Origin of the sequence: Pseudomonas sp. ADAK13 (assembly GCF_012935715.1) — a bacterium.
Lineage (GTDB): Bacteria > Pseudomonadota > Gammaproteobacteria > Pseudomonadales > Pseudomonadaceae > Aquipseudomonas.
This window is the reverse complement of the sequence record NZ_CP052860.1, coordinates 2027264-2041099: the sequence shown is the minus strand read 5'-3', so window position 1 is coordinate 2041099 and position 13836 is coordinate 2027264. Positions and strand designations below refer to the sequence as shown.

Genomic DNA, 13836 nt, shown 5'->3' with positions numbered 1-13836 from the left:
TGTAGGATGTTTGATCATGCCCTGTAGGCCTGCGACACACTGTCAGCTGGCCGACAATCTTCGGAGTTCTCATGGATGCAGAGAAATGGCACCCGCGGCTGGCCACCGGTCACTGGTACAGCCATCTGCCTGCTGATTTACAGAATAGCTTGCTGACCAGCGCCCGGCTGCGGCAGCTGACAGCGGGGCAGTACCTGTTCAAGCGCGGCGACCCACCGTGCGGGTTGTACGCGGTGCTGGAAGGCTCCCTGCGCATCAGCGCGGTAAATGAGCAGGGCAAGGAAGCCGTGTTGAGCCTGGCGGAATTGCCGTACTGGTTCGGCGAGATTTCCCTGTTCGACGGGCTGCCCCGCACCCATGACGCCTGCGCCGTCGGGCCTTGCACGCTGTTGCAGGTGCCGCAGCCGGCGTTGCTGCAAATCCTTGAAGAGGCACCGCGTTATTGGCGCGACATGGCCCTGTTGATGAGCCAGAAGTTGCGCCTGACCTTTATCAACATCGAGCAACTGAGCCTGATGCCGGCCTCGGTGAGGGTGGCGCACCGCTTGCTGATGATCGCCGAAGGCTACGGCGACATCGAACAGGCGCGACAGGTATTGCAACTGCCCCAGGAAGACCTGGCCGCGATGCTGAGCCTGTCACGCCAGACCACCAATGCGTTGCTCAAGGACCTGCAAGGCCAGGGCATTGTGCGCCTGGGCTATGGCGAGATCGAAATCCTCGACCCGCAGCGTTTGCGCGAGGCGGCGCACGCCTGAGGGTGTTAGCCTGCGTTCACGATTATTCGAGGTGTGTTATGCGCGTCCTGCTAGTGGAACACGAGTCAGAGGCGGCCGAGGCTATGGGCCGCAGTCTTGAGGAGGCCAGCTACACGGTGGAGGTGGCGGCCAATGGCATGGCGGCCCTGCGCTTTGTGGAAAGCACTGAATACGATCTGGTGATCCTGGATGTGATGCTGCCGGGGCTGAATGCCTGGAAGCTGCAACAGGCGATTCGGTTGAAAGGCGAGACGCCGATGTTGTTTCTGACCACGCCCGACGGGATTGAAGATCGGCTGCGTGGGCTGGAATTGCACGAGGATGATTATTTGCTCAAGCCGTTTGAGGCCCGGGCGTTAGTGGCGCGGGTGAAGAAGGTGTTGCGGCGGGACCGGGGGCGCTGACTGCCTTTGGCTTTTGTGGTGGCTGAACCATCGCTATCGCGGGCAAGCCCGGCTCCCACATTTGAACACTGTTGCCCAAGACAACTCGGTCAACTGTGGGAGCCGGGCTTGCCCGCGATGAGGCCCTCACAACCACCGCATACTCACTACCTTAACCCATCCCTAAACTGCCCCGGCGTGATCCCCGTCCAGCGCTTGAACGCCCGGTTAAAGCTGCTGGTATCGGCAAACCCCAACAAATGACTGATTTCCGCCAGTGAACACTCGGGATCCCGCAAATGCAGGAGCGCGAGGTTCTCCCGGCACTCATTCAGCAGCGCATCGAACCGGCAACCCTCGTCCGCCAGGTGCCGCTGCAGGCTGCGCAAACTCAAATGCAACGCCTGGGCGATCCGCTCGGCGCTCGGCTCACCGTCGGGCAGTTGCGCTTCGATGGCCGAACGCACTTTGCGCTCCCAGGTCAGCGGGCGCAGTTGCGCCAGGGTGCGCTTGAGCACGGTTTCATTGTGTTCGGCCAACTCCGGATTGGCATCGTCCAGGTGGCTGTCGAAGTCCCGGGCGGCGAATTCCAGCCGGTCTTCCTCGGCGGCAAAAAACACCGGCGCGCGAAACACCGTGTGCCACGGTTTGGGGTCGGCCGGCTCGGGCCGCCGCAGGTACACCGCCAGCGGCGCATACTCGCGGCCCAGCCGATTGCGGCAGGTGCGCACGTAGATCGCGGCGAACGCATCAATTGCCTCAAACGCCGGCGCGGGCGTGCCGGCGGGCTGCTGCAGGCGAAAGCGGTAACGTTCGCCCTCCCGGCTAAGCTCCAGGCTCAGGGCGTCGCTGACCACCTGGTGATAGCGCACGATCCGCTCGAACACTTCCCGCAGGCTGCCGCTGGCCACCAGCGCATAACCCAGGGCATGAAAGGTGGTGGGGCTGACAAACCGCGATACCCGCAAGCCAATCGCCGGGTCGCCGCTGGCTTGCACCGCCAGTTCCCACAGGCGCGTGGTGGCTGATAGCGGATAACGTGCATTGGGATCGTCCATCAACTGCGGGTCGAGCCCGGCCTGGGCGCACAGTGCGGCGCTGTCGAGGTCCAGGGCGTCGAGCTGCTTGCGCAGGGCGCGGGTCCAGCTGGCGAGGGAGGTCGGTTCGGTCATGTTGATTGGCGCTTGCGGTCAACAGGTTGGCGTGTGGGGCTAGCGTCCCGCCAGATCGCATAGGGCAGGATGTACGCATCAATAAGACAGAGGATGGAAGCATGGACGGTACTTCTGCAAGCCCCCGGCAGATGAACGCGCAACAGCGTTCAGCGCATATCCGTGAAGTGGTGCTGGCCGAGGGGCTGTTGTTGCGCCAGCGCCACCCCTGGCTGCTGCATCAGGACGCGTTGGGCGCGGGCATCCTGGCCTTTGCCCTGGTGGGCATGCTGGGTTCCGCGGCGCTGTACATCACCGGGCATATGGCGTGGTGGGTGTGCCTGTTGCTCAACGCGTTCCTGGCGTCACTGACCCACGAGCTGGAACACGACCTGATCCACAGCATGTACTTTCGCAAGCAACGCCTGCCCCACAACCTGATGATGGGCCTGGTGTGGCTGGCGCGGCCGAGCACCATCAACCCTTGGGTGCGGCGCCATCTCCACCTCAATCACCACAAGGTGTCCGGCAGCGAAACCGACATCGAAGAGCGGGCAATCACCAACGGTGAACCCTGGGGCCTGGCGCGGTTGTTGATGGTCGGCGACAACATCATGTCGGCGCTGATCCGGGTGTTTAGGGCTCCGTCCTGGAAGCATAAGCTGGGCATTCTCAAGCGCACGGCGTTGGTCTACGCACCGCTGGCGCTGCTGCATTGGGGCGCGTGGTATGTGTTCCTCGGCTTCCATGCGGCCAATGGCATCGCCAGCCTGCTGGGCGCGCCGATCGACTGGTCGGCCAACACGCTGGCGGTGATGCACGTGATCGACATCGCCGCCGTGGTGATCATCGGCCCCAACGTACTGCGCACCTTCTGCCTGCACTTTGTCAGCTCCAACATGCACTACTACGGCGACATCGAGCCGGGCAATGTGATCCAGCAAACCCAGGTGCTCAACCCCTGGTGGCTATGGCCGTTGCAGGCGTTCTGCTTCAACTTCGGCAGCACCCACGGGATTCATCATTTCGTGGTCAAGGAGCCGTTCTACATCCGCCAGATGACGGTGAAAACGGCGCACAAGGTGATGGCCGAAATGGGCGTGCGCTTCAACGATTTCGGCACGTTTGCACGGGCCAATCGGTTCGAGCGCGCCACCCATCCGTCGGTGGCGATCAATCCGGCTGAAACGGCGACGCGCTGAGGATCACCCCGGTTTCTTCGACGTATTGCTGCCAGTGGCCGATCAGGGTCGCCAGTTTTTGCGGATGGCTCTGAGCAAGGTCATGGATTTCGCCGGGGTCCTGGCCCAGGTCGTACAGCTGCCAGGTAGCGGGCCCCACGGGCCCCGGGATGTACACGGCTTTCCACTGGCCCTGGCGAATCGCCCGGCGGCCAAACAGCTCCCAGCCGGTGACGGTGTGTTCGTCATGCACCTGTTCGGTTTCGCCGGACAGGAATCCCAACCACGACTTGCCACGCAACGGCGCCACCGGCTTGCCGCGCCACTGCTTGCCCGGATGGCGCACGCCGGCGAGGTCGAGAATGGTCGGCGTGATGTCCATCACCGTGCCGAAGCCATGGCTGATCCGGCCCTTGAGGGACAGCTGCGGGTAATGCACCAGCGCCGGCACGCGGATCCCGCCTTCGGTGGTAAACGCCTTGAACAGACGTGACGGCGCGGTCGCCACCTGGGCCCAGGCCGGGCCGTACCACACATAGGAATTGGCGCGGCCGATGTTCTCCAGGCGGTTGTCGTAGTGCTGGTTGAGGTAGGTCAGAAGCTCCGGGCCGAACTTGGGGAATGCTTCCAGCAGGGCACCTTCGGCGCCGTTATCCGACATGAACAGGATAAAGGTGTTGTCCAGTTGCCCCTGTCGGCGCAGGTACTCGACCACCCGCCCGATGTTCCAGTCCATGCGCTCGACCATCGCCGCATACACCTCCATGGCTCGCGCCGAGACCTGGCGTTGCTCCTCGCTCAAGGCCGCCCATTGGGTATTCAGTTCGATCAACGGATGGGGCTCCACATCCGCATCGATCAGCCCCAGCGCCTTGAGTTTTTCCAGGCGTTCCAGGCGCAGCACTTCGGGGCCGGCATCGTAGCGGCCGCGGTATTTTTCGACGATCTCTGCCGGCGCCTGTAACGGCCAGTGCGGAGCGGAAAACGGCAGGTAGGCGAAGAAGGGCCGGCTCTGGTCCCGCTCCTTGAGGTACTGCAGCAGCTTGTCGCCGAAGGCGTCCGAGGAGTAGAAATCCTCCGGCAACTGTTCGACGAAAGTGTCGTCTTCGATGTACAGCGCCGGGGTGGATTTGAGCAGGCCCGGCGTGGTGTCGTCGTAGGTCGGCTCGAAGCCATAGTGGTTGGCCGCCCCCGGCAACAGCGAGAACGAACGCTCGAAACCCCGGGCGTGGGGCGCCAGTTCGGCGGTCAGGCCCAGGTGCCATTTGCCGCTCATCAGGGTCTGGTAACCGGCGTCGCGCAGCAGTTCCGGTAGGGCGACCACTTTGTCGTTGAGGTAACCCTCGTAGCCCGGCTTGCCGATCAGCTCCGGGGTGAGCGCCTCGGCCATGGTGCCGATCCCGGCGATGTGATGGTCGGTGCCGGTGAGCAGCATCGAGCGGGTTGGCGAGCAGGTGGGCGCGGTGTGGAAGTCGGTCAGGCGCAGGCCGTTGAGTGCCAGGGCGTCGAGGTGCGGCGTGGCAATTTCGCCACCGAAGGCGCCCAGGTCGGAGAAGCCCATGTCATCGGCCAGAATCACTAAAAAGTTGGGACGTTGCGGCATCAATACGCTCCTCGTCAGCAGGCAATAAAGGCCAGGGGCAGGTCGCGGATCTGTTCGCGCACCGGTGGCTGGTAGTGGTCATCGCTGATCAGTTCGTGCAGCAGTTCTTCACGCAACTGATGAAAGTCGAAACTGCTGCGCTGGCGTGGATGGGGCAGGGCGATATCCACCACCTGCTTGATCCGCCCCGGGCGGGGCTCCATCACCACCACGCGGTCGGCGAGAAAAATCGCTTCTTCCACGTCGTGGGTCACCAGGATCGTGGTGATTCTGGCCCGCGCGCGGATAGCCAACAGCTCGTCCTGCATTTGCTGGCGGGTCAGGGCGTCGAGGGCGCCGAAGGGCTCGTCCAGCAGCAGGATGCGCGGGCTGGCCACCAGGCCACGGGCGATTGCCACCCGTTGCGCCATGCCGCCGGACAGTTGGTGCGGGTAGGCGCGGGTGAAGTCGGTCAGGCCTACCAGTTCGATAAAATCGCCGACGCGCTGCTGCTTTTCGGCGGCGCTCAGGGGCTCGTTGACCAGCCCCAGGCCGATGTTTTCTTCCACCGTCAGCCAGGGGAACAAACGGTGCTCCTGGAACACGATGCCGCGTTCGCCCCCGATGCCGCTGACCGCCTTGCCATCTACGCTGATCTGGCCGCGAAACTGCGTATCCAGGCCCACCAGCAAGCGCAGCAGGGTGGATTTGCCACAGCCGCTGGAGCCGACAATCGCGACGAATTCACCTTCGGCGATGTCCAGGTTGAATTCGCGGATGGCCTCCAGTTCGAAGCCGTCGACATCAAAGGATTTGCCCACATGGGTGAAGCTGACGATAGGTGCGTTCATGCGTGTCTCCAGCGGGTGGCGCGGGTTTCGATGCGTTGGCCGATCAGGTTGAGAGTGGCGCCGGTAAGGCCCACCAGGAGCATGCCGCTCATGATCAGGTCCATGCGCAGCAACTGCTGGGCGCCGATCATCAGGCTGCCGATGCCGCCGTTGGACGGCATGAAATATTCGGCGCCGATGGTGCCCAGCCAGGCGTAGATCAGGCTCAGGCGCAGGCCGGCGAAAATCCCGGCTGCCGCACCCGGCAGCACCAGCCGTCGCAGGCGCTGGCCGAGGCTCAAGCGCAGGACCTGGGCGGCTTCGTTCAGTTGGGGTGACAGGTTCAGCACGCTGCGTTGGGTGGCGATAAACAGCGGGAAAAACGCCGCAAGGGCGATGAATACCCACTTGGCCAATTCACCGAGGCCGAACCAGGCGGTGAGCAGCGGCACCCAGGCGAAAATCGCGATCTGGCGCAGGGCGGCGAGGGTCGGGCCGAGCACGCGTTCACTGGTGCGCGACAGGCCCAGCAGCAAGCCCACGAAGAAGCCCAGGCCGCCGCCCAGCACCAAGCCGCCCAAGGTGCGCCCGAGGCTCAGCGTCAGCGCGTTGACCAGGCTCAAATCGAGCACGCCAGCGGCTGTGGTTTGCAGCACGGCCCATGGGCTGACCAGGATGTTCGGATCCACCCAGGCCTGCTGCGTTGCCAGTTGCCACAGTGCCAACAAACCCAGCGGCAGCAGCCACGGCTGCAAGCGTTGCCAGCCCTGGTAGCGCGGGCCACGGCGAATCTGTGCGGTGGCCGGGTGCGGCCAGTGCACCCACTTGCGGTCCAGCCAGCCGACCCCACGGTCCATGACCACCCCCAGCACGCCGATCACCACGATGCACACGAAGACGATATCCAGCATGAACAGCTGCCGCGCCCACACCATCAGGTAGCCGATGCCTTCGCTGGAGGCCAGCAGCTCCACCGCCAGCAACGAGGTCCAGCCGGCGGCCAGGGCCAGGCGCACACCGGCCATGAACGCCGGCAGTGCGGCGGGCAGAATCAGGCGCCGGATCAACAGGTGAGACGGCAGGCGCAGCACCCGTGCGGCTTCGCGCAGGCCGGGCTGGGCATCGCGCACGCCCACCAGCGTATGCAGGGTGACCGGCACCACAATGGCCTTGACCAGCACCACCAGTTTCAAGGTTTCGCCAATCCCGAAAAACACCATGAACAGCGGGATCCACGCCAGCGTCGGGACCTGTGACAGCGCGCTGAACGTCGGGAACACCAGGCGCTCGGCCCGGGGACTGAAACCCAAAAGGGCGCCCAGCACGGCGCCGGCACTGACGCCCGCCAACAAGCCCCAGAACAGTCGTCGCAGGCTGATCGCCAAGTGGCTCCACAACTCGCCGCCAGCCAGCTCCACGGCGCTGCTCCACACCAGCGACGGTGCAGGCAGAATCTGTTCGCTCATCCAGTGATTGCGGCTGGCCAGCCACCACAGGGCAAACAATGCCAGCGGCAGCAGCCAGGGCAACAGGCGCTCGCCCAGGTGCGGCCAACGTGGCTGCCGCCCTTGGGCAGGGGCCGCCAGTGGCAGGCTCAACAGCGAGATTCGGGCCATGGATGACCTCCGTTGTCCGGTGGGCGTTATGTTTTTTTGATCTTATAAACAAACAATCAAGACGATTGAGGGATAAGAAAAACCATTTAAAGCCGCGACCCGACACGCATCCAATGCATTTGAAGAATATTTTCCATGCTGTTGATGCATAACCCTCTGGAGCCTGCGTTTGGCCGCCTATAGACCCGAAAGCTATTAAATTGTGAATTTATAGTATTTAAAGTTTTGACCTGCTTGTGCCTACTTTCTGCTCCCCAGGCAACCGCCGCCCTCAGGAGCAACACCCATGAAGCTGCCCTTCAAACGCTTGATCACGCTGGTCGCCGGTACGGCGTTGGCCGGGCTGGTACAGGCTGCCGACCTCAAGGAAATCAGGATTGCCGTGCCCGACCTCAGCGCCGGTACCCAGCACAGCGGCGGCGGGGTGGTGGACGTGCTGCGCGAACAGCAGATCTTCGAAAAGGCCTTCGCCGAGCAGGGCATCAAGATCCAGTGGAATTTCTTCAAGGGCGCAGGCCCGGTGATTAACGAGGCCTTCGCCAATGGCCAAGTGGACCTTGCCTACCTGGGCGACCTGGCGGCGATCATCGGCAAGTCCAACGGCCTCGACACGCGCCTGCTGAGTGCCAGCGCCCGAGGCGTGAAACATTATCTGGGGGTGGTGCCCGGTTCGAGCATCAAGACCTTGCAAGACCTCAAGGGCAAGCGCGTTGCGGTGTTCCGAGGCACCGCCAGCCAGCTGTCGTTCGACAGCGCATTGGCCAGCCAGGGCTTGAGTGAGAAGGATCTGAAAGTCATCAACCTGGACTTCAACGCCGCCGTCGCCGCACTGGCTGCCAAGCAGATTGACGCGACCTGGGGCAGCTCGGGGCTGAGTGCGCTGCAAGCCAAGGGCCTGGCCGAGATACCGCTGAGCACCAAGGATTTGGGCGATGCCGGCAGTATCCAGGGTGTGCTGGTGGGCAGTGGCACGTTTGTCGATGAGCACCCTGAAGCCGTGGCCACACTGCTCAAGGCACAGCAGCAGGCGGTGCAATGGTTGACCGATGACAACAACAAGCAGGCCTACATCCAACTGGTGTCGGGGCTGGCGAGTTATCCACCGGTGATCCTGACCAACGACTTGAAAGACCAGAAACTCAGCGAGATTTTCCCGTCGACCCTCGACCCGGTGTTCCTCGCCAAATTGCAGGACAAGGTGGACCTGGCGTCCCAGCAGCGGTTGATCCGCAAGCCGTTCCAGGTGAGTGATTGGGTAGCGCCGAAGCTGGCGGCAGCCGGAATCTGAAGCGAGGGGGCGGTTCTCAAACCGCCACACTCACCTCCTGCTGATCCACCGCCACCAGCGTCTCGATCATCGCCTTCGCCGCCGGCGACAAGCGAAAACCGGTGCGGCTGACGATCCCGCAACGCGCATTCAGGCTCTCCAGGTTCTGCGGCAGGTTGCGCCAGTGCAGCAGCACCAGCTCACCTTTGGCAACGTCCTCGGCGAACGCTTCCTCGGTGCCCACGCCAATGGCATTGGACTGCAACACGATCTTCACCAAGGCCGGGAAGTGCTCGGTGTGAATGCTCGGTGAAAAATCCATGCGCCCGCTGAGGTTCGCCAGCAGTTTGCGAATGCCCTGGGAAATCAGCGGCGCGGCCAACGGGTAATCGAACATGTCGTTGGTGGACAGGCTGTCCTTGGCCAACAGCGGGTGCCCCGGCCGGCAGAAAAACACCCCGCGCTTGGGCGTCAGTGGCCGGGTCTGAAAGTTCGGGTCGGACTCGAACTGGCGGATGTCGGCGATAAAGAATTCGATCTCTTCGCGGCTCAGGCTGCGGCTGAGTTTTTCCCAGTTATCCACCTGGAAACTGGTGCGGATTTTCGGGTGGGCGGTGATAAAGCGCGCCACCGCGTCCGGTACCAGTTTCACCGCCGGCGCCGGGCCGCAACCGAAGCGCAGTTCGCCGGCATCGAGCTTGGTCATGCGCGTGACTTCGCTGCTCAGCAACGCGGCGCCGTGCACCAGGGTCAGGGCGTGCTGCAGCACCACCTGGCCTTCGGGTGTGGGACGCAGGTCCTTGTTGCCACGGTCGACCAGTACGCAGCCGAACTCCTGCTCCAGCCCCTGGATGCTGCGGCTGAACGCCGGTTGGGTGATGCCCATGGCGTCGGCGGCACGCACAAAACTGCGGTGTTCGTTGAGGGCAATGAAGTAGCGCAGTTGGCGAAGATCCATATGCTTTCCTGGCATCTGAAAAATAGGTCGAAGGCATTTGCGACCGGGGGAGCTGAGGTTTTAAATGCAAGCTCTTATTCCGTCAACGAAGCATGTGTTCATTTGCTAGACCTAAAATGCATATGAATAGAGCGTTGTTGCACGCTACTCCCAACCGAAAGCTGGCACATGAGGGTCATCACCATGAGCAACGCCGCACTAGCTGTTCAACCCGTCGCCCTGGCGCTGGATATCCACCCGGTGGCCGGACGCATCGGCGCCGAGATCCGAGGCATCACGTTATCCGGCGGGCTGGATGCCGCCACGGTCGAAGCCATCCAGCAGGCTCTGGTGCAGTACAAGGTGATCTTCTTCCGCGAGCAGACCCACCTTGATGACCAGAGCCAGGAAGCCTTCGCCCATCTGCTCGGCGAGCCGATTGCCCACCCCACCGTACCGGTGCGCGACGGCACCCGGTTCCTGCTGGAACTGGACGGCGCCCGTGGCCAGCGCGCCAACTCGTGGCACACCGACGTGACCTTCGTCGATGCCTACCCGAAGGCCTCGATCCTGCGTTCGGTGCTGGCGCCGGCTTCGGGGGGTGACACCGTCTGGGCCAACACCGCTGCCGCCTACAACGACCTGAACGCCGAACTGCGTGAGCTGGCGGACAAGCTTTGGGCCGTGCACAGCAATGAATACGACTACGCCGCGCGCAAGCCGGACGTGTCGCCGGAGAAGCTCGAGGAGTACCGCAAGGTCTTCACCTCGACGGTCTACGAGACCGAACATCCGGTGGTGCGCGTGCACCCGGTCAGCGGCGAAAAAACCTTGCTGCTGGGGCACTTCGTCAAACGCCTGAAGGGCTATTCACAGGTGGATTCGGCGCACCTGTTCAACCTGCTGCAAAGCTACGTCACACGCCTGGAAAACACCGTGCGCTGGCGCTGGAACACCGGCGACGTGGCGATCTGGGACAACCGCGCCACCCAGCATTACGCGGTGGATGACTACGGCACCCAGGAGCGCATCGTGCGCCGGGTGACGCTCAAGGGCGATGTGCCGGTGAGCGTGCAGGGGCAGCGCAGCCAGACCACCCGCGGCCTATAAAACCACCGCAATATTCGTGGCTAGGGGGCTTGCTGTGGCGAGGGGGCTTGTCCCCCGTTGGGCTGCGAAGCGGCCCCAGGAACTGCCAACGTCATTGTATCTGGCAGACCGCATGTACCTTATTGGGGCTGCTTCGCAGCCCAACGGGGGACAAGCCCCCTCGCCACAAAAGCGGGTTTCGGCGTCACCAGACGCCGATCTGCACCACCTTCTCTGCCTCCGGCTCGCCATACCGAAACCGTTGGCCACGCAAATCGATCTCGGCGTGGCTGATGGTGGTGCGCCGCTTCAAGCCCCGCAGCCATTCGAACAGATAACCCCGATGCGCCTCGCGCACATCGGCATGCGCCGGGTCGGTGCCCAGGTCATGCAGTTCCTGCGGGTCATTCTGCAAGTCGAACAACTGCGCGCGGTAACCGTCGTAGGCCAGGTATTTCCAGCGCTCGCTGCGCACCATGGTCATGCGGCAGCGGTCGATGGGCTGCTCCAGGCGTTCGCGTGCCGGGGCCTGGAACGCATAGTCGTATTCGGCGATGGCGTAGCGGCGCCAGTCGATGTCTTCGCCGTGCAGCAGCGGAATCAACGAGCGGCCCTCAAGGCGATGCTCGGCACCTGGTAATCCCAAGGCTTGCAGGAACGTCGGCAAGGCATCGATGGTTTCCACCAGGCGCTCATCCACCGTGCCTCGGCTGATATCGGCGGCGGCACGCGGGTCGCGCACGATCAGTGGAATGCCTACCGCCGGCTCCAGCAGGAATTCCTTTTCACCCAGGAAATGATCACCGAGGAAGTCACCGTGGTCGCTGGTAAACACGATCAGCGTGTCGTCCCAGCGGCCATTGCTTTCGAGGAAATCAAACAGCCGGCCGAGTTGATCGTCGACCTGCTTGATCAGGCCCATGTAGGTCGGAATCACGTTAAGCCGCACTTCGTCCCGGGAGAAATTCAGGCTCTCCTGGTGCTGCCGGAAGGCGTGGTACACCGGGTGATCGCTTGCCTTTCCGGAGGCGGGTCGGATCGGTGCCTGCACCTGCTCGGCGGTGTACAGCGCGTGGTACGGCGCCGGGGCGATGTAGGGCCAGTGTGGCTTGATGTACGACAGGTGCAGGCACCACGGCTGCTCGCCCTGTTCGGTGATGAAATCGATGGCGCGATCGGTGGTGTAGACGGTTTCCGAGTGCTGCTCGTCCACCCGCGCCGGCAGGTGAGCGTTACGCATGTGCCAGCCGCTGAGGATCTCCCCGGATTCGCCGGCCGCCGCATTCGCCCATTCGTGCCACGGGTTGGCGCTGTCGTAGCCCTGCTCGCGCAGGTAGTGGGTGTAGGGCGCGGACTCGCGTTTTTCGGTGAACAGCGGGCTGTCGGGGAAGATTCCGTCGTGCCGGAAATACGCCTCGAAGCCCACTTCGTTCAGCGGCTGTGCCTGGGCACTGTCGGGGTCGATCTCCAGGCGTTGCAAGGCCTCGAGATTGGGCGTGGCGTGGGTCTTGCCCACCAGCGCGGTACGGATGCCGTGGGGCCGCAGGTAGTCGCCGATCGTCAGTTCTTCCAGGGGCAGCGGCACCGCGTTCCAGGCCACCTGGTGGCTGCTGACGTAGCGCCCGGTGTAGGCCGACATTCGCGACGGGCCGCAAATCGTGCCTTGGGTGTAGGCCCGGCTGAAGCGCACGCCGGCGGCGGCCAGGCGGTCGATATGGGGGGTGTGCAAATGGGCGTGGCCATAGCACGAGAGGTAATCGCGGCGCAGTTGGTCGCACATGATGTAGAGCACGTTGCGCACAGGTTTGGGGTGGGACATGAGGCTTCACCGAGCGGAGGACAGGCGAACGATTTCGCCGCTTGGCAGGCGTTGAAGCAAGTGCATTCGGGGAATGGGTTTCATGCAGTGGGCGCATGGGTGTGGCGACCGGTGCTATCGCGGGCAAGCCAGCTCCCACCTTTGAAATGCATTCCCCTGTGGGAGCTGGCTTGCCTGCGATAGCGGTCGTTCAGACAGCAAAATTTTCCAGCGCACACACCTCTTCATCCTGCTCGTCGATCACCTTGATCTGCTCGATCATCGCCTCGGCCAGCGGTGACAGGCGATACCCTGCGCGGCTGACAATCCCGTAGCGGGTGTAGCGCTCCTCCAGGTCTTCGGCCAGGCCTTCAATGCGCAGGCACACCAGTTCGCCACGGGCCATGTGCAGCACGTCGCTGTTGGCGCTGACGATGCCGATGGCGTCCGAACGCAGCACCACGCCCAGCAGGCTATAGCCGTTTTCGCATTCGACGTTGGGCGTGTAGTCGGGCCGGCCACTGAGGTCGACGATGACCTTGCGCAGGTTCGGCGGGCGGATGGTCACCGCCAGCGGATAACTCATCAACTCTGCACCGGTCACGCTTTCCCGGGTTGCCAACGGGTGCCCGGCACGGCAGCAGAAATACCATTTGCGCGGGCGCAGCCGGTGGGTCTGGTAGTCCGGGTTGGCTTCGAAGTGCCGGGTGTCGGCGACGAAAAATTCGAACTCTTCGCTGAGCAGGCGCTTGCTCAGGCTTTGCCAGTCGTCCACCTGGAACTGCACCCGGGCCTTGGGATAGCGCCCGATGAAACTGCCGATGGCTTTCGGGATCAGCCCGGCAGCGGGCGCCGGGCCGCAACCGAAACGCACCTCGCCGGCCTCCAGCCCGTTGAACTGGCTGATTTCATTGGCCAGTTGCTGGGCGCCACTGACCAGCCGCCGCGCATGTTCGAGTAGCACCTGGCCTTGTTTGGTCGGCGCCAGGTCCTTGCGGCCACGGTCCACCAACTGGCACCCGGCGCTGAGTTCCAGCGCCTGGATGCTGCGGCTGAAGGCCGATTGCGACAGGTTCACGGTCACCGCCGCCGCGACAAAACTGCGTTGCTCGGCAAGGGCGATGAAGTGGCGAAGTTGGCGCAGGTCGATATGCATTTTTCACATTGAAAATATCGGGGAAATGCATTGGCTATGCATTAGGTCGACTCCTTATAAAGGCTATCTCTTATGCAGTAAATGTTTG

12 protein-coding genes are annotated in these 13836 nt (G+C 63.2%); 5 read left to right on the top strand and 7 right to left on the bottom strand.

What is annotated here, in order from left to right; translation table 11 throughout:
* Positions 1–71: 71 nt before the first annotated feature.
* Together HKK54_RS09565 and HKK54_RS09560 are read left to right on the top strand one after the other, a co-directional pair.
* Positions 72–758: a Crp/Fnr family transcriptional regulator gene (locus HKK54_RS09565; protein WP_169386666.1), complete on the top strand. Its 687-nt coding sequence runs from the start codon at positions 72–74 to the stop codon at positions 756–758.
* A 38-nt stretch (positions 759–796) separates the two neighbouring features.
* On the top strand, positions 797–1162 hold the full coding sequence (locus HKK54_RS09560; RefSeq protein ID WP_003218132.1) for a response regulator: 366 nt from the start codon (positions 797–799) through the stop codon (positions 1160–1162).
* A gap of 146 nt (positions 1163–1308) precedes the next feature.
* Here HKK54_RS09560 and HKK54_RS09555 read toward each other — a convergent pair whose 3' ends face one another.
* Positions 1309–2313, bottom strand: a complete 1005-nt coding sequence (locus tag HKK54_RS09555; protein ID WP_169386665.1) for an AraC family transcriptional regulator — start codon at positions 2311–2313, stop codon at positions 1309–1311.
* 101 nt (positions 2314–2414) lie between these two features.
* On the opposite strand from HKK54_RS09555, the gene HKK54_RS09550 reads away from it, so the two are divergent.
* Positions 2415–3494, top strand: a complete 1080-nt coding sequence (locus tag HKK54_RS09550; RefSeq protein ID WP_169386664.1) for a fatty acid desaturase — start codon at positions 2415–2417, stop codon at positions 3492–3494.
* On the opposite strand, the gene HKK54_RS09545 is transcribed toward HKK54_RS09550, so the two are convergent.
* Genes HKK54_RS09545 through HKK54_RS09535 form a run of 3 tightly spaced genes read right to left on the bottom strand, consistent with a single transcriptional unit; the run spans position 3466 to position 7501 of the window.
* On the bottom strand, positions 3466–5076 hold the full coding sequence (locus tag HKK54_RS09545; RefSeq protein WP_169386663.1) for an arylsulfatase: 1611 nt from the start codon (positions 5074–5076) through the stop codon (positions 3466–3468). The genes HKK54_RS09550 and HKK54_RS09545 overlap by 29 nt on opposite strands.
* Before the next feature lie 14 nt (positions 5077–5090).
* Positions 5091–5906 (bottom strand): ABC transporter ATP-binding protein, encoded by an 816-nt coding sequence (locus HKK54_RS09540; RefSeq protein WP_010168848.1) that lies wholly within the window; start codon positions 5904–5906, stop codon positions 5091–5093.
* Positions 5903–7501 (bottom strand): ABC transporter permease, encoded by a 1599-nt coding sequence (locus HKK54_RS09535; RefSeq protein ID WP_169386662.1) that lies wholly within the window; start codon positions 7499–7501, stop codon positions 5903–5905. Before HKK54_RS09535 ends, HKK54_RS09540 begins: the two co-directional genes overlap by 4 nt.
* Positions 7502–7787: 286 nt before the next feature.
* On the opposite strand from HKK54_RS09535, the gene HKK54_RS09530 reads away from it, so the two are divergent.
* Complete coding sequence (locus HKK54_RS09530) at positions 7788–8789, top strand: ABC transporter substrate-binding protein (RefSeq protein WP_010168850.1); 1002 nt, start codon at positions 7788–7790, stop codon at positions 8787–8789.
* A gap of 16 nt (positions 8790–8805) precedes the next feature.
* Here the strand turns inward: HKK54_RS09530 and HKK54_RS09525 are convergent, their stop codons facing one another.
* The gene (locus HKK54_RS09525; RefSeq protein ID WP_010168852.1) at positions 8806–9726 is read right to left on the bottom strand and encodes a LysR family transcriptional regulator; all 921 of its coding nucleotides are present in this window, start codon (positions 9724–9726) and stop codon (positions 8806–8808) included.
* A gap of 183 nt (positions 9727–9909) precedes the next feature.
* Here HKK54_RS09525 and HKK54_RS09520 point away from each other — a divergent pair, with 183 nt between their 5' ends.
* Positions 9910–10815, top strand: a complete 906-nt coding sequence (locus tag HKK54_RS09520) for a TauD/TfdA dioxygenase family protein (protein WP_169386661.1) — start codon at positions 9910–9912, stop codon at positions 10813–10815.
* Between the two features lie 184 nt (positions 10816–10999).
* On the opposite strand, the gene HKK54_RS09515 is transcribed toward HKK54_RS09520, so the two are convergent.
* Positions 11000–12613 (bottom strand): alkaline phosphatase family protein, encoded by a 1614-nt coding sequence (locus HKK54_RS09515; RefSeq protein WP_169386660.1) that lies wholly within the window; start codon positions 12611–12613, stop codon positions 11000–11002.
* Between the two features lie 190 nt (positions 12614–12803).
* Complete coding sequence (locus tag HKK54_RS09510; RefSeq protein WP_169386659.1) at positions 12804–13748, bottom strand: LysR family transcriptional regulator; 945 nt, start codon at positions 13746–13748, stop codon at positions 12804–12806.
* Between the last annotated feature and the right edge of the window lie 88 nt (positions 13749–13836).